Below are 23269 nucleotides of genomic sequence, written 5' to 3'. Positions count from 1 at the left end.
GGCGCGGCTGAGCCTCAGACGCGTGCCGCGATCGCGCCGATGTCTGCGATCGCGCCGATGTCCGCGATCGCCTCGATGACGCGCTCGGGGTGTTCGGCGATCCGGTTGAGGACGTAGAGCCACCACTCGGGTCCGTAGACGAGGTACTCGCGTGTGGTGAATCCGCGGCGGCGGAGATCGTCGAGCAACGCCGTGCCGAGGCCCTGGAGCATTTCGAACTCCACGTGCGGCTGACGCAGCTCGTCGCCGAGTGCTCCCTCGAGTGCCGCGACCAGGTGCGGGTCGTGGGTGGCGATGTTGACGCGGTGGCCGGCCCGGACGAGACGCGTGACCATCGCGATGTACGCCGCCGTCATCGGTGCGGCGTCGCGCGGGTGAGCCACCTCCGTCGATTCGAGGAAGGCGCCCTTCACGACGCGCACCGGCCCGGGACGGGTGAGCACCTGTTCGAGGTCGGCCGGGGTGCGGTGGAGTCTCGCCTGCAGGGTGATGCCGGTCTCCGGGAACCGGTCGGCGATCTGCTCGAAGATCGAGAGGACGAGATCGGTGCGGTCGGAGCCCTCCGCGGAGATCATGATCGAGGTGCCGGCGTCCCTGGCCGTCTGTGCGAGGGTCAGGCCGTTGCGGAGGCCGAGTTCGGCGGAGACCACCGATCCGATGTGCGAGAGGTCGAGGGAGATCGTGGCGGTCTGCTCGGCCGAACCGATGCGTCGGGCGAGATCGACGAACTCCGCCGTCTGTTCGTCGGCGATCCGTGCGTCGCGGACGGACTCGCCGACGAGCTCGATGCTGCCGAGGTGCCCACGGCCGGCGTTCGCTGCGAGGAGTCGCAACGCCGAGGCGGCGTCGTCACCGGCGATGTATCGGACGGCGACCCGTCGGGCGATGGCGGCGGCCTCCGGGTGGGCGAGGACCCGTGCTTTGAGGTCCTCGTCGAGGGCCCAGGCGCGCAGGGTGTCGGCGGCGCGCGACAGTGTCTCGTCGTTCATCAGCATGCTCCGACCCTATCCATTCCGGCTGCGTGCCCAGTGCAGCGTGAGAGCCTGCGCAGCGTCGGACCCTGTGGGACGTGGGTGGTGCGCGCTACGCTCGCTGACGTGGCGAGCTTCGAGGAGAAACCGATCCTGGACCTCACGCTCGAGGAGTGGGAGGCCTACCTCGTCGGTGCGCCGAGCGACGACGGGGTGCGGCTGAAACTGCGGAAGAAGACCTCGAAGGCGCCGGGCATCACGTGGTCGGAGGCACTCGACGTGGCGCTGTGTCATGGCTGGATCGACGGGCAGAGCAAGCGGCTCGACGACGACTACACGCTGCAGGCGTTCACGCCGCGACGGAAGAACAGTCCGTGGTCGCAGATCAACCGGGAGCACGTGGCCCGGCTCATCGAGGAGGGGCGGATGCGTCCGGGTGGGCTCGCCGAGGTCGAACGGGCGCAGGCCGATGGTCGGTGGGATGCCGCCTACCGGCAGAAGGACGCGGTCATGCCTGCGGATCTCCAGGCCGCGCTCGACGCCGACCCGGCTGCGGCCGCATACTTCGCCACCCTGGGGCGCACCGAACGGTTCCGGGTCTTCTTCCGGTTGAACGGCATCAAGACGCCCGCCGTCCGGGCCGCCCGCATCGTCGACGTCGTCACGAAGGCGGCGCTCGGCGAGCAGCACTATCGGTGAAAGGGAGGGCACAGATGACGGTGTCTCCGAGGATGGTGTGGGCGGTCGTCCATGACGAACGACGGAAGCTCGTCGCCGATCTGGCCGGGCTCAGCGAGGAGCAGTGGGCCACACCGTCCCTCTGCGCGGGATGGGACGTGCACGACGTCGTGGCCCACCTCGTCGATTCGGCGAAGACGACGCGTTGGGGATTCGCCCGGCGGCTCATCGCCGCACGGTTCGACTTCGACCTCGACAACGAACGCGGCATCGAGCGGGAGCGGCAGAACCGGCCATCGGAGACGCTTGCGGCCCTGGGCGCTGCCGCCGAGCTGAGCCGCACGCCGCCGGCGAACCTCGCGACCAGACTCGTCGAAGCCATCGTGCATGGTGAGGACATCCGCCGGCCACTCGGTCTTCACTCGAGCTACCCGACGACGGCTGTCGTCCAGGCGTTGGAGTATCAGCTTCGGACGGGCGTCTCGATGGGCGGCGGCAAAGAACGCGGGCAGGGTGTCCGACTCGTCGCTGACGACACCGGCTTGACCTGGGGTGACGGGCCCGAGGTTCGCGGTTCCACGCTGGACCTCCTGCTCGCGGTCTCGGGCCGACCGACCGGGCTCGCGCTGCCGGCGAGCTGAAGGGCGAGAGGCGGGCACATGCCCGTCGACAAGCTCAGGGAGCGGGACGTTCCGGGCGCACCTCCGCCGGTCACTGAGCTTGTCGAAGTGCCCACGAGGAACTCATCGATACTTCGACAGGCTCCGCGGTGCAGCTCCGGGAGCAGGAGCGGTCAGAAGGGTGCGGGGTCCGGGGCTGTTCGGTGGTGTTTGCCGTCGGGTGTCGTCCAGTCGAGCACGCCGCCGGGGCCGTGGTCGAGGCTCCACCCCGGCAAATGCTTCATGCGGTGGTGATGTCGACAGAGGCAGGCGAGATTCCCGACGTCTGTGGTGCCGCCGTCCTGCCAGGCGACCGAATGGTCGAGGTCGCAGGCCCGGGCGCGGCGCCCGCAGCCGGGTGCCCGGCATGTGCCGTCTCGAAGGCGGACCGCGCGCTGCAGATCGGCGGGAACTCGGTACTGGCCGCGGCCGACGGAGAGGACGGCGCCGGTTTCGGGCTGGACGAGGACGCGGGTCATGCTGGGTGCGTTGACTGCGATCCGGGCTGCGGTCTCCGGATCGATGGGGCCGTAGCCGTCGAGCGTGGCGGGTGCGTCGGAGACGCCCGCCATGCTCAGTGCCGGGACGGTGATCTGCACGGTCGGCTTGATGTGTTCCTGGACCTCGATCGGGTGCGGGAGGACGGCGTTCGAGGCGACGTCATCCGGGGTGACGCCGGTGAGGGCGAGGGCTGCAAGGGCATCGGCCTGGAGCTGCCCGCAGGTGCGCTGGTCGCCAGCGCGACGTGCTTCCGCAGCTGCACTCTCGAGGCGCTCGACGATGCCCTGCGCGATCGGAGCGGTGGTGAAGAGGTGCACCCACGCCATGCCGTCCGAGGCCGCCTCGAACTCCACCCGGCGGTCAGCCTCGGAACGCACGGCGCGCGCGGTGATGGATTCTGGGTGGAGTCGCTCGCGGAGATCCTTCGCGCGCTTCTTCAGTCGTGCGACCGTGGACCGTTCCGCAACCGTGAGCACCTCGGCGAGGAACGAAGCGCGACCGGCGTTGGGGACCTCGCGCAGTTGGTCGGTGATCGTCCGCGCATGCCGGCCGGAGATCCTGCCGGCCTCGAGTGCGGTTAGCACGGACGGTGCCTCGTTGACGAGGCGCTCAGCGTCATCTGTGGCGTGCAGGACGGTCTGTTCCGAGGAACGCGTCGCCATCGCGAGCATCGCGCCCGTCGAGCGGCGCGACAGTGCACGCCGCTCGGCCGGTGGGTAGATGGCTGGGACGACGGTGTCCGCCAGGGCGTCCGCATAGGCGGCGGAACGGGCGAGCAACCGCGCTTCCTCAGCGTCCAAGACCGCGCGCTGACGACAGATGCTCGCGTACTCATCCGAGAACTCCGACAGCTGCGCGGCGTACTCGTCGCTCGCGCGGATCGCGGTGGTGGTCTCGGTCATGACACCAGTCCACCATGGACCACTGACATTCCAGATGCCGAGTCTGGGCGGTGGGGATGCATCCCGCGAGCACTTCGACAAGCTCAGTGACCGGGGCTCGTCAGCGAGATTCGGCCGGGACCCAGTCTGCCGCCAGGCGCACTTCGACAAGCTCAGTGACCGGGCCTGGTGGGTGGGATTCGGTCGGGTCGCGAGCCTGCCACTCGACGTACGTCGACAGGCTCGGTGACCAAATGAGGTTCGGTGACCGAGCTCGACTCGGCAGCCAGGGCCGTTCCCACCCGAGGGGCTCGTCGCCGAGCCACGGACCCGCCGCGCGCCGCTCCGATCAGACGGCTCTGGCCAGCAGCTCCGTGACCCGCTTCGCGACGGCATCGTTCCACGCGGTGATCCCGAACGCGGTCGGCCACATCTCGCCGTCGTCGAGCTTCGCCGAGTCGTTGAACCCGAGGGTCGCGTAGCGCGCCTTGAACTTCGCCGCAGCCTGGAAGAACACGACCGCCTTACCGTCGGCACCGACGTAGGCGGGCATGCCGTACCAGGTCTTCGCGGCGAGACCGTAGTCGCCACCCATGATCAGCTCGTGCAACGGCTCGGCGATCGCCCGGTCGGCGTCCTCCATGTCCGCGATCGCGTCGACGACACCCTGCAACGCCTCCTCGCGGTTCGCCGCCGCCTTGAGCTCCTTCGCCCGCTCCTTCATCGCCGCGCGTTCTTCAGCGCTGAATCCACTCTTCGTACTCGACTGCTGCTCGGCCATCTCGACGTCCTTCCGTTCGGGGCTGTGGTTCGCCTCTCACGGTAGCCCTGCGAGCCCCACGGCGCTGCTCGAATCCGGCTCAGTCGTCCAGCGCCCCCTGGCCGAGCACCGACTCCACGATGACGCGGATGGCGTAGGCACTCGTCTCGGCGAGGTCGACGTCGGCGGGGTCGATGAGCCATTGCACCTGCAGACCGTCCATGACCGCGAGGATCGACGCCGCCGCGCGATGGATCGTCTCGGGTGCGTCGACGCCGCGCTCAGCGCACACCGCCTGGAACGCCTCGGCGATCTCACGTCGCAGGGTCCGGTAGCGGTCGTCGAAGTAGTGCCTGGCCGGGTGGTCCTCCGTCACCGACTCCGCTGACAGGACGACGAACGCCTGCACGATCCCCGCCCGCTGCGCGTTCGTCGCCGCCGTGCGGATGAGGTGCTTGAACAGTTCGATGCCGCCGGGGATGTGCTGGTCGTCGAGATTCTCGACGTCGGTCGCATCGCGGTAGCTGAGCACCTCGAGGAGCAGCTGGTCCTTCGAACCGAAGTGGTGCAGGATGCCCGCCGGCGTCATGTCGACCAGCTCGGCGATGTCGATGAGGGTGCCGTTCGCGTACCCCTTCGCGCCGAAGACGTCGAGCGCCGACCGCACGACCTCCGCCCGCCGCGCGACGGTCGCGGGACGGGGCTGCGGTTGTCTCTTCACCGTGCCGGGTGGTTTCACAGTCGTCATGCCGTCCGTTCCGCGATGAGCCTCGATGCGGCGAGGATACCGCGGTTGCCAACTTACTGAATGGTCAGTAAGTTATCACCGAATCCCGACTTGCGCCGCACTGCCGCAGCGCACACCCAAGAGGAGAAAGCGATGAAGCTGAGAACCCCACTGCTGGCCGCGTTCGCGGCCACAGCCCTGCTGCTCACCGGATGCACCGGTGGCGGCGGGTCGAGCGACGGCCCCGAGGAGGGTGCCGCGCTGACGATCGCGAAGCCTGACGGCTCGATCGCCACCGAATCCAACAACCCCTACGTCGGCGACTCGTCCGCCATGAAGCTCGGGTACATCAACGCGATCCTCGAGCCGCTCGCGATCGTCAACCTCGTCGACCCGAGCGCCGAGGTCAAGCCGTGGCTCGCGTCCGAGATCGCCTGGACCGACGACTACACCTCCGTCGCCCTGACCGCCCGCGACGGCGTCACGTGGAACGACGGCGAGGCCTTCAGCGCCGACGACATCGCCTTCACCTTCCAGCAGTTCATCGACCACCCGGAACTCGACAACTCGGCCCTCGGCCTCACCGGCGTCGCGACCGAGGGCGACACCGTCACCCTCTCGTTCACGAACCCGATGTTCGTGAAGCAGGACAAGGTCCTCCTCAAGCAGATCGTCCCGAAGCACATCTGGGAGTCCGTCGACGACCCGGCCACCTTCGAGAACCCCGAGCCCGTCGGCACCGGCCCGTACACGCTGACGAGCTTCAGCACCGAGAGCGTCGAACTCTCCGCCCGCGACGACTACTGGGGCGAGCAGCCGGCCGTGCCGACGCTCTACTACGTCTCGTACAACGACAACACGGCGCTCACCACCGCCCTCGCGAACGGCGACGCCGACTGGGCGCAGGCCTTCATCCCGAACGTGCAGTCCGCGTACCTCGACAAGGACAAGGAGCACAACGTCTACTGGGCGGCCGCCGGTCTCGCCGTCGACGCGATGTTCGTGAACACGCAGACGAAGCCCTTCAACGACCCCGCCTTCCGGCAGGCCGTCAACCTCGTCATCGACCGCGAACAGCACCAGCAGATCGCCCGTGAGGGCGGCGTCCCCGAGCTCAGCTCGGTCACCGGCCTGCCGACCCCGGCCGGCGATGCGTTCATCCCCGCCGAATTCGAGGGTGAGGACTACACCGTCGACGCGAAGGCCGCGAAGCAGGTCCTGACCGACGCCGGGTACACCTGGAACGACGACGTGCTCACCGACCCCTCTGGCGAGGCCGTCACCTTCACCCTGTCCGTCCCGCAGGGATGGAACGACTACGTGACCGGCATCAGCCTCATCGCCGATTCGGTCAAGACGCTGGGCGTCACCGCCACCGTCGACACCCCCGACCAGGACACCTGGTGGGCGGCGAAGTCGGACGGCGACTTCCAGGCGATCCTGCACTGGACCGACACCGGCGCGACGCCGTACGACCTGTACTCCGACATCATGGACGGCCGCTGGCTCGTCGCCGAGGGTGAGGCAGCCGACTTCAACTTCGGACGCTACGACAGCCCCGAGGCCACCGAGGCCCTCTCGGCCTACGCCAACGCGACGGACGACGCCACCCGGGCGGCAGCCCTCGAGACGGTCCAGAAGCTGTTCGTCTCCGACGTCCCCGCGATGCCGATCGGCACGCGCCCGTTCATCGGCTCGTACAACACCCGGAACTACACCGGGTGGCCGAGCGAGGACGACCCGTACGCCCCGGCCGACCCGACGCAGCCGACCGCCGTGTACATCCTCACGCAGCTCAAGGCCGCGAAGTAGGGGCTGCGTTCATCGTGGGGCGGGCTTCGGCCCGCCCCACTCCATCCTCATCAGCACAGAACGGACTCACGCAGTGACCAACGACGACCTGCTGACAGTCCGGCACCTTCTTTCATCAGCACAGAACGGACTCACGCAGTGACCAACGACGACCTGCTGACAGTGTCCAACTTCAGCGTCACCTACGACGTCGAACCGCCCGTCGAAGCCGTGCGCGACGTCTCGCTCACCCTCCGCCGCGGCGAGATCCTCGGCCTGGCCGGCGAGTCCGGGTGCGGGAAGACGACCCTCGCCTACGGCCTGCAACGGCTCCTCAAACCACCGGCCGTCATCACGGGTGGCAGCGCCGTCTTCCACGACGAGTCGGGCGAGGACGTCGACCTCGGCACGCTCGGCGAGGAGGAGATGCGCGCGTTCCGCTGGGACAAGGCCTCCATGGTGTTCCAGGGCGCGATGAACGCCCTGAACCCGGTGACCACCATCGGCCGACAGCTGGACGACGTCTTCACCACCCACCGCCGGCGGATGACCCGGCCCGAGCGCCGCGACGAGGCCGGCAAGCTGCTCGACATCGTCGGCGTCGGCCGCGACCGGCTGAAGTCCTACCCGCACGAACTCTCCGGCGGCATGCGCCAGCGGGTCATGATCGCGATGGCGCTCGCCCTCAAACCGCAGCTCATGATCATGGATGAGCCGACCACCGCCCTCGACGTCCTCGTGCAGCGCGAGATCCTGCAGCAGATCTCCGAGCTCCGCACCGAGTTCGGCTTCTCCGTCATCTTCATCACCCACGACCTGCCGTTGCTCCTCGAGATCTCCGACCGCATCGCCGTCATGCGCGCCGGCCGCCTCGTCGAGATCGACACGGCCGAGCGCATCTACCGCCAGGCGCAGGACCCGTACACCCGGAAGCTCCTCGCCTCCTTCCCGAGCCTCACCGGCGAACGCGGCGACTTCGTCCGCGGCGCACAGACCGGAGTGACCGCATGACCACCCTCGAGTTCTCCCACGTCTCCAAGCGCTACCGGGTGCGCGGTTCCGGTCACATGCTCGCGCTCGACGACGTCAGTTTCACCCTGCGCTCCGGCCAGACCCTCGCGCTCGTCGGGCAGTCCGGCAGCGGCAAGTCCACGATCGCGAAGATCCTCACCCAGTTGGAACGGGCGACGAGTGGTGACATCCTGCTCGACGGGAAGGCGATCCCTCGGCGCGGTCGCGCGCTCCGCCGCTACCGGCAGCAGGTCCGCATGGTCTTCCAGGACCCGTTCGCCTCGCTGAACCCCTCGCACACGATCCGGCATCACCTGGAGCGACCACTGCGCCTCGACCACGTCGTGCCGGAAGCGGAGGTCGAAGACGAGGTGCACCGCCTCCTCGAGCGCGTGCAGCTCGACCCCGCCGGCACGATCGACCGGCGGCCACACGAGCTGTCGGGCGGCCAGCGGCAGCGAGTCGCCATCGCCCGCGCGCTCGCCTCGCGGCCCTCCCTCCTCATCGCCGACGAACCCGTCTCGATGCTCGACGTCTCCATCCGACTCGGGGTCCTCAACCTGCTCGCCGAGTTGCAGCGCGAATCGCAGCTGGGGGTCCTGTACATCACGCACGACCTCGCGACGGCACGCCACTTCAGCGACGAGATCATGGTCCTGCACCACGGCGAAGTGGTCGAGCGCGGTCCGGCCGACGACGTGATCCTCCGCCCCCAGCACCCGTACACGCTCGCGCTCCGCAACGCGTCCCCAGACCCGGACCGCCACTTCGCTGGAACGGAGACCATCGCATGACCTTCTTCCTCCGCCGCGCCGGCTTCTACGCGTTCACCGCCTGGGCCGCGATCACGATCAACTTCTTCCTGCCACGGATGCTCAAGGGCGACCCGGTGTCGGCGTACATCGCGAAGAACCAGGGCCGCATCAGCCCCGAGGCCGCCGACTCCCTCCGCACCCTGTTCGGCCTCGACGCCGACAAATCGATGCTCGAGCAGTACCTCGACTACTGGCGGCTGCTCTTCTCGGGCGACCTCGGCCGGTCCTTCTCGAAGGGACTCGCACCCGTCACCGACGTGATCGCTGCGGCCCTGCCCTGGACGGTCGGGCTCGTCGGCATCGCGACGATCCTCTCCTTCGTGCTCGGCACGTCGATCGGCGCCCTCATCGGCTGGCGACGCGGGAGCAAGGCGGACTTCATCGTCCCGCTGTCCACCTTCTTCTCCACCGTGCCGTACTTCTGGATGGGGCTCATCGCGATCGCCGTGTTCTCGACCCTGCTCGGCTGGTTCCCCGCCTCGCACGCCTACGGCAAGGGGTCGAGACCGGAGTTCACGCTCGACTTCATCGGGCAGGTGATCGCCCACGGCTTCCTCCCCGCGGCGACGATCGTGCTCGCCTCGCTCGGCGGGTGGATCCTCGGCATGCGCAACATGATGGTGACCGTGCTCGACGAGGACTACGTCACGGTCGCGCAGGCGAAGGGCCTCCCGACCCGCCGGGTGCTCGTGGACTACGCCGCCCGCAATGCGATGCTGCCGCAGCTGTCGAGCTTCGCGCTCTCACTCGGCTTCATCGTCGGCGGGACGATCGTCATGGAGATGGTCTTCTCCTACCCGGGCGTCGGCAAGCTCCTGCTCGACGCCACGACGGCGAAGGACTACCCGCTCATGCAGGGCCTGTTCCTCGTCATCACCCTCACCGTCCTCGTCGCGAACATCCTGGCCGACGTCGCCTACGCGGTGCTCGACCCCCGCACCCGCCAGATGGAGTCCTGACATGACCATCCCCACCACCCAGGCCGTCACCACCGAGGCCCTCGCCACCGCGGAGGCGCCGAAGCCGTCGCCCAGGGGCCGCTCGTTCGGCGCCAGGTTCGGAGCGTCGTTCGCGATGTTCCGCAACGGCAAGTCGATCACCGGCCTCTGCATCCTCGGGTTCTTCGTCCTCGTCGCGATCTTCGGCGATCTCATCGCGCCCTACGGACCGCTCGAGAAGGACTTCACCGCGCTGCGCCAGGCGCCGTCAGCGGCCCATCTCCTCGGGACCACCCACATGGGCGAGGACGTCCTCAGCCAGCTCGTCTACGGCACCCGCGGCGTCCTCGTCGTCGGGTTCCTGGCCGGGATCTTCGCGACGATCATCGCCGTCGCCATCGGTGTGACCGCCGGGTACGTGTCCGGGTTCACGAGCGAGTCCTTGTCGGCCCTGACGAACGTGTTCCTCGTCATCCCCGGCCTCCCGCTCATGATCATCGTGGCGTCGCAGTACGACGACCCGAGCCTGTTCCTCATCGCCGGCGTGCTCGCCCTCACCGGGTGGGCGTGGGGCGGACGGGTGCTCCGCGCGCAGACGATGTCCTTGCGGAACCGCGACTTCGTCCAGGCGGCGAAGGCGAACGGCGAGTCCCTCTTCCGGATCATCACCGTCGAGATGCTGCCGAACCTCACCGCCATCATCGCCTCGAGCTTCGTCGGCACGGTGACCGCGGCGGTCCTCGGCCTCACCACACTCGCCTTCATCGGCGTCATCCCCATCACGAACCTCAACTGGGGCACCATCCTGTTCTGGGCGCAGCAGAACGGCGCCTTCCCCGACTTCTGGTGGTGGTACGTGCCCGCCGGTGTGTGCATCGCACTCCTCGGCGTCGCGTTGTCGCTCATCAACTTCGGTATCGACGAGTACGTCAACCCACGACTACGGTCGGCGGGCGAACGTGCCAGGGCTCTGCGGAAGCGCGGCATCAAGCCGGGGGCGAGCGTCACCGCCGTCCGCACCGAATCTGCAGCACGAAGCGGCACGATGAGTACGACCGACACGACCGACCCCGAACGCGCTGGAGCGACCGAACGATGAAGACCGAGACCGCCCGCTACCTCGACCCCACCCTGCCGATCGCCGCGCGGGTCGACGACCTCGTGGGCCGCATGACGGTGCGCGAGAAGGTCGGGCAGATGATGCAGCTGGACGCGCGCGACGACATCGAGGCACACGTCCTCGAGACCCAGGTGGGGTCGATCCTGCACGCCTCGCCCGAGCGGCTCGCCACGGCGCACGCGTTGACGAGGCGCACGCGACTCCAGATCCCGTTGATCGTGGGGGAGGACTGCATCCACGGCCACTCCTTCCATCTCGGCGCGACGATCTTCCCGACGCAGCTGGCCATGGCCGCCAGCTGGGATGCCGGGCTGCTCGAACGGGTCGCCAGGGCCACCGCCGTCGAGGTCGCCGCCACCGGGGTGCACTGGACGTTCTCGCCGGTGCTCTGCATCGCCCGCGACCTCCGCTGGGGGCGGGTGGGGGAGACCTTCGGTGAGGACCCGTTCCTCATCGGCGAGCTCGCCTCGGCGATGGTCCGCGGCTACCAGGGCGACGGTCTCACCGACCCGACCGCCATCCTCGCCACCGCGAAGCACTTCGCCGGGTACTCCGAGACGCAGGGCGGCCGGGACGCGAGCGAGGCCGACATCTCGCCGCGCAAGCTGCGGTCCTGGTTCCTGCCGCCCTTCGAGCGCGTCGCCCGCGAGGGGTGCGCCAGCTTCATGCTCGGCTACCAGTCGATCGACGGCGTCCCGATCACGGTCAACGAATGGTTGCTGAACGACGTCCTCCGCGACGAGTGGGGCTACGAGGGGACGCTCATCACCGACTGGGACAACGTCGGTCGCATGGTGTGGGAGCAGCACGTGAGCCCCGACCACGTCCACGCCTCCGCCGCGGCCGTCCGCGCCGGCAACGACATGGTGATGAACACGCCGGGCTTCTTCGACGGAGCCCTCGAAGCACTCGACCGCGGCATGCTCGAGGAATCCGACCTCGACCGCGCCGTCCGTCGCATCCTCACCCTGAAGTTCGCCCTCGGGCTCTTCGAACACCCACGGCACCCGGACCCGGCCGAGCAACTCGCGGTGATCGGTTCGCCGGCACACACCGAGCTCAACCTCGAGACCGCCCGTCGCTCGCTCGTCCTGCTCCGCAACGAGGGCGTCCTGCCGATCAACGGCGGATACCGTGCCGACGAGGCCGGACGGGCGATCGCCGACGCCGAGACCGAGACTGGCCCCATCCGCATCGCCGTCGTCGGCCCACTCGCGGACGACGCGCAGATGCAGCTGGGTGACTGGGCCGGGAACTCCGGTCAGGCGGGGTGGCTGCCCGAGGGCCAGCCGCGCGAGCTGATCACGACCGTGCTGGACGGCCTGCGTTCAGCGGCCCCGGCCGGCAGCACGGTCACGACCGCGTTCGGGGCCGACATCCTCACGCTCTCGCCGGATCCGACCGGAGCGACCTTCCCCGACGGACAACCCCGTCCACCGCTCGTCACCCCGGCCGAACCGGACGCGGCACTCATCGCGGAAGCCGTCGCCCAGGCCGAGCAGGCCGACGTGGTGGTCGCCGTGGTCGGCGACCGGATCGAACTCGTGGGCGAAGGCCGCTCCACCGCGACCCTCGAACTCGTCGGCGGCCAGATCGCCCTCCTCGACGCCCTGGCCGCTACCGGGAAGCCGCTCGTGGTGGTGCTGCTCGCCTCGAAGCCGCTCGTCCTCCCGCCGTCCGCGCTCGCGGCGGACGCGATCGTGTGGGCCGCGAGCCCCGGCATGCAGGGTGGTCGAGCGATCGCCGAACTCCTGCTCGGCCTGATCGAGCCGACCGGACGCCTCCCGATCTCGTTCGCCCGGCACGCCGGCCAGCAGCCGACGTACTACAACCAGATCCGCGGCCAGCACGGCGACCGATACGCCGACCTCACCCAGGACCCGGCGTTCGCGTTCGGCGACGGCCTGTCGTACTCGACCGTCGAGTACGGGGAGCCGCGCCTCGACCGGATCGTCCACACCCGCACGGACACCGTGCGCGCGGAGATCGAGGTGCGGAACACCGGGACCCGTCCCGTGCTCGAGACGGTCCAGGTGTACGTCAGCGACCTCGTCACCTCGGTCAGCTGGGCGGACCAGGAACTGAAGACGTTCCGTCAGGTCTCCGTCGAGCCGGGGGAGACCGCGGTGATCACGATCGAGCTGCCGGTCGCCGAGTGCACGATCGTCGACGCCCGCGGTCGCCGCGTGGTCGAGGCCGGTGAGTTCGAACTGCGCGTCGGCGGCTCGTCACGGGCCGAAGCGCTGCGGTCGGTCCGCTTCACCGTCGAGGACTGAGGCGCTCCGGCGACTCGCTCGGACAGCACGAAGCCGCCCCACCGGTCCGCACGAAGTCCCTCCTGTTTCGTGCGTCCCGTCGGGGCGGCTTCGCGCCGCGTGCGTGGTCGGTCAGGCCAGCTCTTCGACGTCCGCGCGGACCGTGACCTCGCCGCCGTTGGCGCCGTGCATGAGGTCCTCCAACAGCGGGCGGTCCATCTCGAAGGTCTCATCCGACTCGAAGCTGAACTGCAGCGGGATCGACGGGTGCAGCCAGAGCGTGACCCGGCCGCGCTCCGTCGAGGTGTCGCGCAACGTCACCGAGAACGACTCGTTCCGGCGCAACTTCATGAGGGTGATGGTCTTCACGTGAGCCAGCATCCGGTCTTCGAGGTGGAAACGGTTCTCGCCCGTTCCGTACACGATCGCGCCCATGGTGTCTGCCCTTCTCCGGACCTCCGACGGTCGACACGACGAGATGCGTCGGTGTCGAGCGGCCAGCCTGGAGACCCACTTCAATGTCCGCCGGACAAGTCTAGGAAGCTTGAAATCGTCGCTCGAAACTGTTGCCTTCGGCGGGTGGTCTGCGCTATGTGCTGCGGTGGTCGAGCCGGGTCAGGAGAGGGGATCGACGTCGGACGACAGGGGCGTCGTCGCCGACGGGGTGTCCTGCGACTCACCGTCGGGCGTGCCCATCGCGATGCCGATGCCGGGGCCGACGAGCAGGTTGATGGGCTCGAGCTGACCCTCACCGCGATCGACCTGCAGCCAGCGGAACGTTCCGGAGGCGATGCTCTCGAGGACCTCGGCGCGGAACGCGTCCGGGTCTTCGACGGCGATGGAATACGGGAGTCCCTGGTAGACGATCTCCATACGGCTCATGCGTTCTGTCCTGTCCGGTTCGGAGCGGGCTCGGCGATGACCGACAGGCCGTGCGCCGAGTTCGCCGTGACGTTCAACGCGTCGATCCACGCGCGGTTGAGGTCGATCGGGACGCTGCCCGAGTACTTGAAGCGCAACGGCACCGAGGGGTGGATCCAGATCACACTGCGTCCGTCGCCGGCCCGCGGGTCGTCCTTCCACCCGAAGTAGAACGCCTCGTTCCGCCGGAGCTTCCCTCCGATGACGAACTGCAGGTGCGCCAGCAGCCGATCCTCGAACGTGATCGAGACCTCGGAACCGTAGATCAGTTTTCCCATGGCGGGTCGTGCTCTCCTCATCGTGCGTCGCGCGGAGTCCCGCGCGATGTGATGCTTCACCATAAGACTCCAGGCCGTGAATTCCCAGCCAGTGCCCATCGGGTTCCCGCGCGATGCCCACGTACGGGCGCGAGTGGAACGATCGGGAGGTCGTGTCAAGGGGCCCGACATCCTCAGCCGAGGTGCGTACCCTCCCCTGGAGGAGGTGCCAAACCATGGCAACAGCAGAGAAGACCAGCACGACCCGATCGGCTCCCGGAGGAACCGGCGCGAAGCCCACCCGCCGTCAGAACGCGGAGAAGGGTTTCGTCGCGTCGAAGGCCCTCGACGAGAACATGCAGGCGGTCCTCGTCGACCTGATCGAGTTGTCGATCCAGGGCAAGCAGGCCCACTGGAACGTCGTCGGACGCAACTTCCGTGACACCCACCTGCAGCTCGACGAGATCATCGACGCGGCCCGCGAGTTCAGCGACACCGTCGCCGAGCGCATGCGCGCCCTGCACGCCGTGCCGGACGGCCGGAGCGACATCGTCGCCGAGACGACCACGCTGCCCGAGTACCCGCAGGGTGAGATCGACACGGCCGAGACGATCGACCTGATCACCGTCCGCCTGGAGGCGACCGTCGGCACGATGCGTCGTGTCCACGACGACGTCGACGAGGAGGACCCGACCAGCGCGGACATCCTGCACGCGATCATCCAGCAGCTGGAACAGTTCGCGTGGATGATCAGCGCGGAGAACCGCACGGTGACCCGCAGTCGATGACCACGGGCGGCGTCCGAAGACGATCACTCGTCTTCGGACGCCGCCACCCGAGGTCGTGCGGCCAGGTTCAGCGACTACTCGTCTTCGGCGCCGCCGCCCGAGGCCGTGTCCTCACCATCGGTGGACTCGGAGCCGTCCGAGCTCGAGCCGTCGGGGATCTCCTCCGCGTCGGGACGTGAGGATGATGCAGATGCGTTCGTCATGTTCGCTTCCTTCCTGGTTGTCGCCATCGGAGATGACGACACCAACGCTAGGCCGCGGAGCTGATCGACGGGTGGGGGTTGACGCCCTGACGGGGCGAGACCAGCATGGCGGCTGTGATGAGCGATGAACCGGTGATGGCCCGCGAGACGAGCACGGGGAGCATCCGCACACCCCGGCAGCGGCTCGGTGCCTGGATCACGCCCGCACTCCGCCCCTGGCGGCTGATGCTCGCGCTGAAGACCGCCATCGCCGCGACGGCCGCCTGGTTCCTCGGCGGCTTCATCCCCGGCGAGCTCGGCGACTTCTCCTACTACGCGCCGCTCGGCGCGCTCGTAAGCCTCACGCCGACGCTCATGGACTCCGCCCGGTCGAGCCTCCAGACCCTCATCGGGCTGGGACTCGGCATCGGCCTCGCCTGGGCGCTCATCGTCTCACCGGCGCCGGGCTGGGTGTCCGTCGCCCTCTCCGTCGGGCTCGGGACGATCCTCGCCGGTCTGCCCGGCCTCGGTCAGGGACGCGACTACGTGCCCATCGCCGCCCTCTTCGTCATCATCATCGGCGGCGCCAACGCGAACGACTTCTCGCTCGGCTACCTGGTGCAGATGGCGCTCGGCGTGCTCGTCGGGTTGCTCGTGAACCTGCTCATCATGCCGCCGCTGTTCGTCCGGGAGTCGGCCGCGGGCATTGCCGCGGCGCGCGGCCGCATGGTCGACGCGCTCCGGACCATGTCGACGACCCTGTCGTCCGAGACGGAGCCGGCGGCCGACGACCCGCCGCCGTGGGAACGGTCCGTGACGTCGCTGCGGCACGACATCGACGCTGCCAGGGGACTCGTGCGCGACGCGGCGGAGAGTCGTCGCGCCAACCCGAGGACCAGGTGGAACAAGCACGACTTCCGCGGCGACCAGGGTGCACTGGAGGCGCTCGAGCGGATCGCCCCCGCCGTGGTGGAGCTCGGCGACGCGCTCCGCGCCGCCCTGTGGGGGATCCCCGTGCCCGTACGACTCGGCACCGAGGTGCGTGCGACGCTCGCCGACGCCTTGGACGCCGCCGCCGACCTCGTCGACGCCGCGATCGACGACGAACGGCTGCCGCAGGCCCTCGAGACCTCGGATCAGGCGCTCGTCGCCCTGCGGCGGGCGGTCAGGTCGGCGCACGTCGACGCCGTGAACCAGGCCGGCTCCGACGCCGGATCGGCAGACGACCCGGCCGACGACCCGGGCGGGGAGAACCTGCTCTTCGCACTCCGACGCATCCACGCCGAGGTCGAGAGCTCGAAGCGGACCGACCAGGCGGAGTGACGGGCCGGAGCCGACGGAACGCCGTGCATGAGGCGTCCCGTCGGCCCGGGACCGGTCAGAGGATCGGCTTGCCGCCCGTGACCGCGATCACGGCACCCGAGATGTAGCTGCCCTCGTCCGACGCGAGCAGCACGTACGGCGGCGCGACCTCCGCGGGCTGTCCAGGGCGTCCGAGGGGTGTGTCCGTCCCGAACGACTCGACCGTCTCCGGCGGCATCGTGGACGGGATGAGCGGCGTCCAGATGGGGCCGGGGGCGACGGCGTTCACCCGGATCCCGTCCCCACCGAGCATCTGCGCGAGCGACGCGGTCATGCTCGCGAGGCCCGCCTTCGTCATGGCGTAGGGCATGAGCTGTGGCGACGGCGAGTCGGCCTGCACGGAGCTGGACGCGATGATCGCGGAGCCGGGTGCCATGTGAGGGACGGCGGCCTTGCTCAGGTGGAAGAACGCGCTCAGGTTCGTGGCGAGCGTGTGGTCCCACTCCTCGTCCGGGATCTCGGCGAGGCTCTCGCGGGTCATCTGGTACGCGGCGTTGCTCACGAGGATGTCGACCTTGCCGAAGCGCTCGACCGTCGCGCGGACGATCTCACGGCAGTGCTCGGGGCTCGTCAGGTCGCCACCGATGCTGAGCGCGGTCCGGCCGGCCTCCTCGACCCAGCGGACCGTGTCGGCCGCATCCTCGTCCTCGTCGAGGTAGCTGACGACGACGTCGGCGCCCTCCCGCGCGTAGGCGATGGCGACGGCCTTGCCGATGCCGCTGTCGCCGCCGGTGATGATGGCGACCTTGCCCTCGAGCTTGCCGGAGCCCTGATAGCTGGTCTCGCCGTGGTCGGCCTGCGGCGTGAGCGCTCCCTCGGTCCCGGGTGGCTGCTGCTGCTGAGCGGGCTGATTCATGGTGTTCCTCCCTGTGCTGCTGTGGATGTCGGCATGCTGCGGTGTGCGGTCCTTCCACCCAAGCCGATCCGGGAGATCCGCCTCCAGGGGTTGACGCCCGACCTGGGCGAGGCGGACGGCGCTAGCAGTCGCGTGGGGGCCCCGCCAGCCCCGACGATTCCGGGACGCGGCTCGTAGGGTGAAGTGCATGACCGCAGCTGGCGAGGACCTCCGTTCGTACGCACCGATCGGAGACGGACGTACCGTCGCTCTCATCGGGATGCGAGGCCAGGTCGACTGGTTGCCCATCCCCGACCTCAGTTCGATGCCCGTGTTCGCGAGGCTCGTGGACGACGACACCGGTGGGTGCATCGAACTCGAGCCCGTCGGCGAATACACCGTGAAGCGGCGCTACGTCGCCAACACCAACGTGCTGCGGACGACCTTCACCACCGAGCACGGGCGGGCGTCCATCACCGACGCCCTCGTCACCGGCATCGCGGGGCGCCTCCCGTGGGCCGAGCTCGCGCGTCGCATCGACGGCATCTCCGGCAGCGTCGAGTTCCGGTGGCGGGTGCGACCGGGGACCGCGCTCGGCACGGCCTCCCCGTGGATCGAGGACAGCACCCGCGGTCCGATCATCCGCTCCGGCGCCACCACGATCGCTGTCGTCGGGGACGAGCACGGTGCAGCACCGGTCGACGGGGCCGGATCCGGCGCCACGGAACTCGACGGAGGGTTCACGACGAGCGAGGACTCCCGCCACCTGTTGATCGTCGTCGCCACCCACGGTGAGCCCATCCACCTCCCGGTGCCGGCCAACGTCGACGCCGGCATCGACCGGACGATCGAGAACTGGCGTGCGTGGTCGCGGGCGTTCTCCTACGAGGGTCCGTGGGCCGAACAGGTGCAGCGCAGCGCGCTCGCCCTCAAGCTGCTGATCTTCAGCCCGACGGGTGCGATCGCCGCCGCGGCGACGACGTCCCTGCCGGAGAACCCCCGCGGGGCGAAGAACTGGGACTACCGGTTCGCCTGGGTGCGCGACCTCGCGTACACCGCGCACGCGCTCGTCCGCTTCGGCCTCCGCGAGGAGACCCACGCCGCAGTCTCGTGGCTGCTCAGGACCATCCGCGAGAACGGACCGGAGCTCCACATCTTCTACGGCCTCGAGGGCGGGGTGCCCGACGGCGTGGTCGAGCACGACGTCCCCGGCTGGCGCGGCATCGGCCCGGTGGTCAGCGGCAACCCGGCCCAGGGGCAGTTGCAGCTCGGCGTCTACGGGGACCTCATCGCGATCTGCCGCACCTACGTCGACGCCGGCAACGTGCTCGACGTCGAGACCGGACGACTGCTCGCCGAGGTCGCCGACCGCACCTGCGACCTGTGGCGCAACCGCGACGCCGGCATGTGGGAACTGCCCGACGAGGAGCACTACGTCTCGTCCAAGATGGGCTGCTGGCAGGCGCTCGGCGACGCCGTGCACCTGGCGGAGCTCGGTCAGGTCGCGGGCAGTGCCGATCGTTGGCGGGCCGAGCAGACGAGGATCCGCGAGTGGATCGACGAGCACGGCTGGTCGGACGAGCGCGGGGCCTACGTCATGCACCCGGGCAGCGACGACCTCGACGCCTCGGTGCTCCTCCACGCGATGAGCGGCTTCGACCAGGGCGAGCGCATGTCCTCGACGATCGACGCCATCACGGCCGAGCTGGGGGACGGCGCGCTGCTGTACCGCTACTCGGGCGTGCAGCAGGAGGAGTTCACCTTCGTCGCGTGCGCGTTCTGGCGGGCGTCCGCCCTCGCCTGTGTCGGCCGCCACGACGAGGCGATCGCCGCCATGGACGAACTCGTCGGCATGACGAACGACGTGGGCATCCTCGCCGAGATGATCGACCCGGCCGACGGCGCGCACTGGGGCAACCTGCCGCAGGCGCTCAGCCACCTCGCGCTCATCAACACGGCCCTCACGATCAAGGAGCTCACCGCCGAGGACTGAGTAGCGTCGGGCGCGGTCGCGCACGGGAGTAACCCCTCGGCTCCAGGATTGCAAGCCCCGGGGTCGGAGCCCGCGGAATCCGTACCGTTGCAGCGATGGATGTTCAACCGCAGGTCTTCCGAGACACCCCCGCCATCCTCGTCGAGAGCATCTGGTGGGACGCCCGCACGGACGAACTCGTGTGGGTCGACATCGCTGCCGGAACACTCCACCGTGGCCCGCTCGACGGAGCCGTCGACGGCAGCGACGACCGCGTCACCGAGCTGCCTCCGCCCCTCAGCGCGGTGCAGCCGCGCGTCGGCAGCGGGTACATCGCCGCACTCGGTGATCGCATCGTCACCCTCGACGAGGACGGGCTCATCGCCGAGACCGTCGCACGGATCGACCACGCGCACGCCGGCATGCGGAGCAACGAGGCGAAGGTCGACCCGTTCGGACGCTTCCTCGTCGGATCCATGAACACCACCACCGGCGACCCTGACGCGGCGCTGTACCTCCTCGACGATACCGGGCTCCGCTCGCTCCTCGGCGGTTTCGGGGTCGCCAACGGCTTCGAATGGTCCGACGACGGGCGGACGGTCTACCTCACCGACACCGCCGTCAAGACGGTCTACCGCGCCGCCTACGGCGAGGACGGACGTCTCGGACCGCTCGAAGCCTTCCTCGTCGACTACGACTCCGACGGGCTCGCCCTGGACACCGAGGGCCGGTTCTGGAACGGCGTCTCCGGAGCCGGAACCGTCCTCCGATGGGGACCGGACGGCGCCGTCGAGGACCGCCTCACGGTCCCGGTGTCCGGCGTCACCTCCGTCGCCTTCGGCGGGCCGGAGCTCTCGACGCTCTTCGTCGGCACGTCGCGCGACGGCCTCTCCGAGGACGAGCTCGAGCGCGCCCCGCTGAGCGGCGCCATCTTCCGGTTCGACGGTCTGGCGACCGGCCGACCCGTCAACACCTACGGACGTCGATCAAGCTCGGCAGCCGCCCCCGCCGGCACACCGACCTGACCCACCCAGACCACCCACCGACCGAACACTGAACGAGAGGACCATCACCATGGCCGACGACCAGTACACCTTCACCGACCCGGCGAAGCTCTACGCCCACATCTCCGCCGAGAAGCAGCACCAGCCCGAGCCGGGGCTCGACGCGGAGCTCGACCCCAAGGCCGACCTCGGTGAGGAGAGCTACCGGGGCACCGGGCGGCTCACCGGCCGCAAGGCGCTCATCACCGGTGGCGACTCCGGCATCGGCGCCGCCACCGCGATCGCCTACGCCCGCGAGGGTGCCTCCGTGGCGCTCTCCTACCTCCCCGAGGAGGAGGAGGACGCGCAGCGCATCGCGGGCATCGTCCGCGAGGCCGGCGCCACCGTGCTCACCCTCCCGGGCGACCTGCGCGACCCCGCCTACTGCCGCGACCTCGTCGCCAAGACCGTCGAAGGCCTCGGTGGCCTCGACATCGTCGTGAACAACGGCGGCAAGCAGAAGTTCAACGAGGACCTCACCACCCTCACGGACGAGCAGTTCGACGACACCTTCAAGACCAACGTCTACGCGATGTTCTGGATCACCAAGGCCGCCCTGCCGCACCTCCCGGCCGGTTCGTCGATCATCAACACCACGTCGATCCAGGCGTACTCGCCGTCGGACATCCTCGTGGACTACGCGTCGACGAAGGCGACCATCAACGCCTTCACGAAGGCGCTCGCCCAGCAGCTCGCGCCGAAGGGTATCCGCGTCAACGCGGTCGCACCCGGGCCGATCTGGACGCCGCTCCAGGTGTCCGACGGTCAGCCGCAGGACAAGATCGCCGAGTTCGGCGAGGACACCCCGCTCGGCCGCATGGGCCAGCCGGCCGAGCTCGCCCCCGCGTACGTGTTCCTGGCGTCGGCGGAGTCGAGCTACGTGCTCGGTGAGACGCTCAACGTCAACGGCGGCATGCCCACGCCGTAAGCGTCGGCGACACGACGAAGCGCACGGTCCCTCGGGGCCGTGCGCTTCGTCGTGTGGGGCGTGCTGCTCGTGGAGGTCCTGCTCAGTCCGCGCGGTCTGCCGCTCGGCGGACCCTGCGTCCTTCGAGCACGTCCTTGGCGTCGCGCTCGGCCACGGCCTTGATGGCGGCGTCCGACCGCAGGGGGAGCTGCAGCTCGGTCTCCGCCGCGACCCCCGCCGCGAGCTGACGGCCGCGCTGGATCTCGATGTCGAGCTGGGCGCCGAACAGCAGCGCCAGGTTCGCGATCCAGATCCACAACAGGAAGATCACGATGCCGGCGAGTGAACCGTAGGTGGCGTCGTAGTTGCTGAAGTTCGCGATGTAGAACCCGAAGCCGAGCGAGGCGACGAGCAGGATCAGGAGGGCGACGAGTGCCCCGATGCTGATCCAGCGGAACTTGGCCGGCTTCACGTTCGGCGTTGCCGAGTACAGCACCGCGAGGACGAAGACGAGCGCCGCGGCCATGACGGGCCACTTCGCGATCGACCAGACGGTGAGGCCCGTCTCGCCGAGGCCGACCGCCTGCCCGATGGCCTGGGCGACCGGGCCGGAGACGATGAGCGCGATCGCGATCACCGAGACGACGAGCAGGACCACGAGGGTCACGATGAGCTGCGTGGGCCGCAGGGTCCAGATGGTGCGGCCCTCCTCCACGCCGTACATGCGGTTGAGCGCGCGCCCGAACCCGCCGACGTAGCCGGAGGCCGACCAGATGGCACCGGCGATACCGGCGATCAGGGCGAAGCCGATGGCGGGCGACTCGACGAACTGGTTCACCGCGTCCGTGAGGAAGCCGAGGCTGTCGCCCGGCGCGAGGTTGCCGACGATCTCGAGGAGGGCGTCGGTGCCGCTGCGGCTCTGCCCGAACAGGCCGAGGATCGAGACGAGCGCGAGGACCGCCGGGAAGAGCGACAGGATCGCGAAGTAGGTGAGCCCTGCGGCCAGGTCGGTGCACTGGTTGGAGAGGAAGGAGTGCAGCGTGCGCTTCAGCACGTAGCCCTTCGGGACCGGGACGCGCTGCGGCAGCATCGTCTCCTCGCCGTCGTCCGCGTTCCGGTTCTCCGGGTCGTCCGGCTGGCTCGCGTCACTGCGCTCGCGGCCCTGCTTGGTGCTCTCAGACACGGTGCCCCCGGTTCGAGCGCCACAGCAGCACACCGGCGCCGACGACGGCCACCGAGGCGACGACGATCGCCGTGGTCCGGAGGTGGTAGGCGACCGCGGTCCGGACGTCGAACTTGCGGAACAGGAGGTCGAGCGTCTGCGCGAGGTGCTCCCGCGTCTCCTCGACCTCGAGCTGGAGGCTGTTCAGGCCGGCGCCCTCGGGCGGGGTGGGGCGGGTGAGGTCCTGGTCGCTCATGCTGCGGCCTCCTTGCGGTCGTGCTTCGAGTCGTGGTGCGGCTGGTCGGCGACGTGGTCGCCGGTGAGGGCTTCGACGCTGCGCTCCGGGACGGGCTTGGCGCCGGCCTTGAGCTTCTTGACGCCCACGAGGGCGAGGATGACGGCGACGAGGATCAGGACGACGCCGACGATCAGCGCGGCCAACCACGCCGGGAGGACGGTCGCGAGGCCGAGGACGGCCGCAGCGATCAGGGTCCCGAATCCGAAGAGGACGAGCACGAGTGCTGCGACGAGCAGGCCGGCCCCGATCCCGAGGTCCTTCGCCTTCTTCGTCATCTCGGCCTTGAAGAGGGCGATCTCGCCGGTGACGAGGCGGACGACGTCCTCGCGGAGATCGGTGAGGAGGGTCTTCATCGGGGGAAGTCCGCGGCGACTCCGTCTGCGGTCCGCCGCGCTTCTGGCATCGGTCATGTCAGCACTCTTCTCGTTGTGGTCC

General features: G+C 69.3%; 25 protein-coding genes. 13 read left to right on the top strand and 12 right to left on the bottom strand.

The window, feature by feature from the left end:
• Positions 1 to 14 precede the first annotated feature (14 nt).
• On the bottom strand, positions 15 to 995 hold the full coding sequence (locus ASE44_RS10405; RefSeq protein ID WP_200921047.1) for a proline dehydrogenase family protein: 981 nt from the start codon (positions 993 to 995) through the stop codon (positions 15 to 17).
• 102 nt (positions 996 to 1097) lie between these two features.
• On the opposite strand from ASE44_RS10405, the gene ASE44_RS10400 reads away from it, so the two are divergent.
• Positions 1098 to 1670: a YdeI family protein gene (locus ASE44_RS10400; RefSeq protein ID WP_082455951.1), complete on the top strand. Its 573-nt coding sequence runs from the start codon at positions 1098 to 1100 to the stop codon at positions 1668 to 1670.
• Between the two features lie 14 nt (positions 1671 to 1684).
• Entirely contained in the window at positions 1685 to 2290 is a 606-nt protein-coding gene (locus ASE44_RS10395) for a maleylpyruvate isomerase family mycothiol-dependent enzyme (protein ID WP_056779519.1), read from the top strand.
• A gap of 152 nt (positions 2291 to 2442) precedes the next feature.
• Here the strand turns inward: ASE44_RS10395 and ASE44_RS10390 are convergent, their stop codons facing one another.
• From ASE44_RS10390 to ASE44_RS10380, 3 genes are all read right to left on the bottom strand, one after another.
• On the bottom strand, positions 2443 to 3711 hold the full coding sequence (locus ASE44_RS10390; protein ID WP_056779517.1) for an HNH endonuclease signature motif containing protein: 1269 nt from the start codon (positions 3709 to 3711) through the stop codon (positions 2443 to 2445).
• 328 nt (positions 3712 to 4039) lie between these two features.
• On the bottom strand, positions 4040 to 4471 hold the full coding sequence (locus ASE44_RS10385) for a hypothetical protein (protein WP_056779514.1): 432 nt from the start codon (positions 4469 to 4471) through the stop codon (positions 4040 to 4042).
• Between the two features lie 79 nt (positions 4472 to 4550).
• Positions 4551 to 5198 (bottom strand): TetR/AcrR family transcriptional regulator, encoded by a 648-nt coding sequence (locus ASE44_RS10380; protein ID WP_056009249.1) that lies wholly within the window; start codon positions 5196 to 5198, stop codon positions 4551 to 4553.
• A 132-nt stretch (positions 5199 to 5330) separates the two neighbouring features.
• Here ASE44_RS10380 and ASE44_RS10375 point away from each other — a divergent pair, with 132 nt between their 5' ends.
• The 6 genes from ASE44_RS10375 (at position 5331) to ASE44_RS10350 (ending at position 13128) form a co-directional block, all read left to right on the top strand.
• A complete protein-coding gene (locus tag ASE44_RS10375) occupies positions 5331 to 6989 on the top strand; it encodes an ABC transporter substrate-binding protein (protein WP_056779512.1) in 1659 nt (552 codons plus the stop codon).
• A gap of 138 nt (positions 6990 to 7127) precedes the next feature.
• Positions 7128 to 7979 carry an ABC transporter ATP-binding protein gene (locus ASE44_RS10370; protein ID WP_056779509.1) on the top strand — a complete coding sequence of 284 codons (852 nt, stop codon included), beginning with the start codon at positions 7128 to 7130 and terminating at the stop codon, positions 7977 to 7979.
• Complete coding sequence (locus ASE44_RS10365; protein WP_056009243.1) at positions 7976 to 8773, top strand: ABC transporter ATP-binding protein; 798 nt, start codon at positions 7976 to 7978, stop codon at positions 8771 to 8773. The genes ASE44_RS10370 and ASE44_RS10365 overlap by 4 nt, the downstream gene beginning before the upstream one ends.
• Entirely contained in the window at positions 8770 to 9753 is a 984-nt protein-coding gene (locus tag ASE44_RS10360; RefSeq protein ID WP_056779507.1) for an ABC transporter permease, read from the top strand. The genes ASE44_RS10365 and ASE44_RS10360 overlap by 4 nt, the downstream gene beginning before the upstream one ends.
• 1 nt (position 9754) lies before the next feature.
• Positions 9755 to 10831: an ABC transporter permease gene (locus ASE44_RS10355; protein ID WP_082455949.1), complete on the top strand. Its 1077-nt coding sequence runs from the start codon at positions 9755 to 9757 to the stop codon at positions 10829 to 10831.
• Positions 10828 to 13128 carry a glycoside hydrolase family 3 N-terminal domain-containing protein gene (locus ASE44_RS10350; RefSeq protein ID WP_056914190.1) on the top strand — a complete coding sequence of 767 codons (2301 nt, stop codon included), beginning with the start codon at positions 10828 to 10830 and terminating at the stop codon, positions 13126 to 13128. Before ASE44_RS10355 ends, ASE44_RS10350 begins: the two co-directional genes overlap by 4 nt.
• Before the next feature lie 111 nt (positions 13129 to 13239).
• On the opposite strand, the gene ASE44_RS10345 is transcribed toward ASE44_RS10350, so the two are convergent.
• From ASE44_RS10345 to ASE44_RS10335, 3 genes are all read right to left on the bottom strand, one after another.
• Positions 13240 to 13542, bottom strand: a complete 303-nt coding sequence (locus ASE44_RS10345; protein ID WP_056009237.1) for a hypothetical protein — start codon at positions 13540 to 13542, stop codon at positions 13240 to 13242.
• 180 nt (positions 13543 to 13722) lie between these two features.
• Complete coding sequence (locus ASE44_RS10340; RefSeq protein WP_157579865.1) at positions 13723 to 13989, bottom strand: hypothetical protein; 267 nt, start codon at positions 13987 to 13989, stop codon at positions 13723 to 13725.
• Entirely contained in the window at positions 13986 to 14306 is a 321-nt protein-coding gene (locus ASE44_RS10335; RefSeq protein ID WP_056009234.1) for a hypothetical protein, read from the bottom strand. Before ASE44_RS10335 ends, ASE44_RS10340 begins: the two co-directional genes overlap by 4 nt.
• 215 nt (positions 14307 to 14521) lie before the next feature.
• On the opposite strand from ASE44_RS10335, the gene ASE44_RS10330 reads away from it, so the two are divergent.
• Entirely contained in the window at positions 14522 to 15073 is a 552-nt protein-coding gene (locus tag ASE44_RS10330; protein WP_056009232.1) for a Dps family protein, read from the top strand.
• Between the two features lie 74 nt (positions 15074 to 15147).
• On the opposite strand, the gene ASE44_RS19050 is transcribed toward ASE44_RS10330, so the two are convergent.
• Complete coding sequence (locus ASE44_RS19050) at positions 15148 to 15276, bottom strand: hypothetical protein (RefSeq protein WP_255353626.1); 129 nt, start codon at positions 15274 to 15276, stop codon at positions 15148 to 15150.
• A gap of 117 nt (positions 15277 to 15393) precedes the next feature.
• On the opposite strand from ASE44_RS19050, the gene ASE44_RS10325 reads away from it, so the two are divergent.
• A complete protein-coding gene (locus ASE44_RS10325) occupies positions 15394 to 16578 on the top strand; it encodes an FUSC family protein (RefSeq protein ID WP_157579863.1) in 1185 nt (394 codons plus the stop codon).
• Between the two features lie 55 nt (positions 16579 to 16633).
• Here the strand turns inward: ASE44_RS10325 and ASE44_RS10320 are convergent, their stop codons facing one another.
• Positions 16634 to 17473, bottom strand: a complete 840-nt coding sequence (locus ASE44_RS10320) for an SDR family oxidoreductase (RefSeq protein WP_056779497.1) — start codon at positions 17471 to 17473, stop codon at positions 16634 to 16636.
• Positions 17474 to 17660: 187 nt separating this feature from the next.
• Between ASE44_RS10320 and ASE44_RS10315 the strand changes: the two genes are divergently transcribed.
• From ASE44_RS10315 to ASE44_RS10305, 3 genes are all read left to right on the top strand, one after another.
• Positions 17661 to 19445 carry a glycoside hydrolase family 15 protein gene (locus tag ASE44_RS10315; RefSeq protein WP_056779494.1) on the top strand — a complete coding sequence of 595 codons (1785 nt, stop codon included), beginning with the start codon at positions 17661 to 17663 and terminating at the stop codon, positions 19443 to 19445.
• Between the two features lie 95 nt (positions 19446 to 19540).
• Positions 19541 to 20449: an SMP-30/gluconolactonase/LRE family protein gene (locus tag ASE44_RS10310; protein ID WP_056779491.1), complete on the top strand. Its 909-nt coding sequence runs from the start codon at positions 19541 to 19543 to the stop codon at positions 20447 to 20449.
• A 49-nt stretch (positions 20450 to 20498) separates the two neighbouring features.
• Complete coding sequence (locus tag ASE44_RS10305) at positions 20499 to 21395, top strand: SDR family oxidoreductase (RefSeq protein ID WP_056009222.1); 897 nt, start codon at positions 20499 to 20501, stop codon at positions 21393 to 21395.
• An 82-nt stretch (positions 21396 to 21477) separates the two neighbouring features.
• On the opposite strand, the gene ASE44_RS10300 is transcribed toward ASE44_RS10305, so the two are convergent.
• From ASE44_RS10300 to ASE44_RS10290, 3 genes are read right to left on the bottom strand one after another with little or no spacing between them, the layout of a single operon-like run.
• A complete protein-coding gene (locus tag ASE44_RS10300) occupies positions 21478 to 22557 on the bottom strand; it encodes a YihY/virulence factor BrkB family protein (RefSeq protein ID WP_056009220.1) in 1080 nt (359 codons plus the stop codon).
• Positions 22550 to 22792 (bottom strand): DUF3618 domain-containing protein, encoded by a 243-nt coding sequence (locus tag ASE44_RS10295; protein WP_056779488.1) that lies wholly within the window; start codon positions 22790 to 22792, stop codon positions 22550 to 22552. Before ASE44_RS10295 ends, ASE44_RS10300 begins: the two co-directional genes overlap by 8 nt.
• Positions 22789 to 23244, bottom strand: a complete 456-nt coding sequence (locus ASE44_RS10290) for a phage holin family protein (protein WP_082455948.1) — start codon at positions 23242 to 23244, stop codon at positions 22789 to 22791. The genes ASE44_RS10295 and ASE44_RS10290 overlap by 4 nt, the downstream gene beginning before the upstream one ends.
• Between the last annotated feature and the right edge of the window lie 25 nt (positions 23245 to 23269).

The organism is Plantibacter sp. Leaf1 (genome assembly GCF_001421315.1).
In the GTDB taxonomy this organism is placed as follows: Bacteria; Actinomycetota; Actinomycetes; order Actinomycetales; family Microbacteriaceae; genus Plantibacter.
This window is presented reverse-complemented; position numbering and strand designations above follow the sequence as displayed.

What these genes read in the sequence shown, in the direction of transcription:
- ASE44_RS10405 (WP_200921047.1), bottom strand. Translation starts at nt 995, where the DNA reads ATGCTGATGAACGACGAGACACTGTCGCGCGCCGCCGACACCCTGCGC.
- ASE44_RS10395 (WP_056779519.1), top strand. Translation starts at nt 1,685, where the DNA reads ATGACGGTGTCTCCGAGGATGGTGTGGGCGGTCGTCCATGACGAACGA.
- ASE44_RS10390 (WP_056779517.1), bottom strand. Translation starts at nt 3,711, where the DNA reads ATGACCGAGACCACCACCGCGATCCGCGCGAGCGACGAGTACGCCGCG.
- ASE44_RS10385 (WP_056779514.1), bottom strand. Translation starts at nt 4,471, where the DNA reads ATGGCCGAGCAGCAGTCGAGTACGAAGAGTGGATTCAGCGCTGAAGAA.
- ASE44_RS10380 (WP_056009249.1), bottom strand. Translation starts at nt 5,198, where the DNA reads ATGACGACTGTGAAACCACCCGGCACGGTGAAGAGACAACCGCAGCCC.
- ASE44_RS10375 (WP_056779512.1), top strand. Translation starts at nt 5,331, where the DNA reads ATGAAGCTGAGAACCCCACTGCTGGCCGCGTTCGCGGCCACAGCCCTG.
- ASE44_RS10365 (WP_056009243.1), top strand. Translation starts at nt 7,976, where the DNA reads ATGACCACCCTCGAGTTCTCCCACGTCTCCAAGCGCTACCGGGTGCGC.
- ASE44_RS10360 (WP_056779507.1), top strand. Translation starts at nt 8,770, where the DNA reads ATGACCTTCTTCCTCCGCCGCGCCGGCTTCTACGCGTTCACCGCCTGG.
- ASE44_RS10355 (WP_082455949.1), top strand. Translation starts at nt 9,755, where the DNA reads ATGACCATCCCCACCACCCAGGCCGTCACCACCGAGGCCCTCGCCACC.
- ASE44_RS10350 (WP_056914190.1), top strand. Translation starts at nt 10,828, where the DNA reads ATGAAGACCGAGACCGCCCGCTACCTCGACCCCACCCTGCCGATCGCC.
- ASE44_RS10345 (WP_056009237.1), bottom strand. Translation starts at nt 13,542, where the DNA reads ATGGGCGCGATCGTGTACGGAACGGGCGAGAACCGTTTCCACCTCGAA.
- ASE44_RS10340 (WP_157579865.1), bottom strand. Translation starts at nt 13,989, where the DNA reads ATGAGCCGTATGGAGATCGTCTACCAGGGACTCCCGTATTCCATCGCC.
- ASE44_RS10335 (WP_056009234.1), bottom strand. Translation starts at nt 14,306, where the DNA reads ATGGGAAAACTGATCTACGGTTCCGAGGTCTCGATCACGTTCGAGGAT.
- ASE44_RS10330 (WP_056009232.1), top strand. Translation starts at nt 14,522, where the DNA reads ATGGCAACAGCAGAGAAGACCAGCACGACCCGATCGGCTCCCGGAGGA.
- ASE44_RS19050 (WP_255353626.1), bottom strand. Translation starts at nt 15,276, where the DNA reads ATGACGAACGCATCTGCATCATCCTCACGTCCCGACGCGGAGGAGATC.
- ASE44_RS10325 (WP_157579863.1), top strand. Translation starts at nt 15,394, where the DNA reads ATGAGCGATGAACCGGTGATGGCCCGCGAGACGAGCACGGGGAGCATC.
- ASE44_RS10320 (WP_056779497.1), bottom strand. Translation starts at nt 17,473, where the DNA reads ATGAATCAGCCCGCTCAGCAGCAGCAGCCACCCGGGACCGAGGGAGCG.
- ASE44_RS10315 (WP_056779494.1), top strand. Translation starts at nt 17,661, where the DNA reads ATGACCGCAGCTGGCGAGGACCTCCGTTCGTACGCACCGATCGGAGAC.
- ASE44_RS10310 (WP_056779491.1), top strand. Translation starts at nt 19,541, where the DNA reads ATGGATGTTCAACCGCAGGTCTTCCGAGACACCCCCGCCATCCTCGTC.
- ASE44_RS10305 (WP_056009222.1), top strand. Translation starts at nt 20,499, where the DNA reads ATGGCCGACGACCAGTACACCTTCACCGACCCGGCGAAGCTCTACGCC.
- ASE44_RS10295 (WP_056779488.1), bottom strand. Translation starts at nt 22,792, where the DNA reads ATGAGCGACCAGGACCTCACCCGCCCCACCCCGCCCGAGGGCGCCGGC.
- ASE44_RS10290 (WP_082455948.1), bottom strand. Translation starts at nt 23,244, where the DNA reads ATGACCGATGCCAGAAGCGCGGCGGACCGCAGACGGAGTCGCCGCGGA.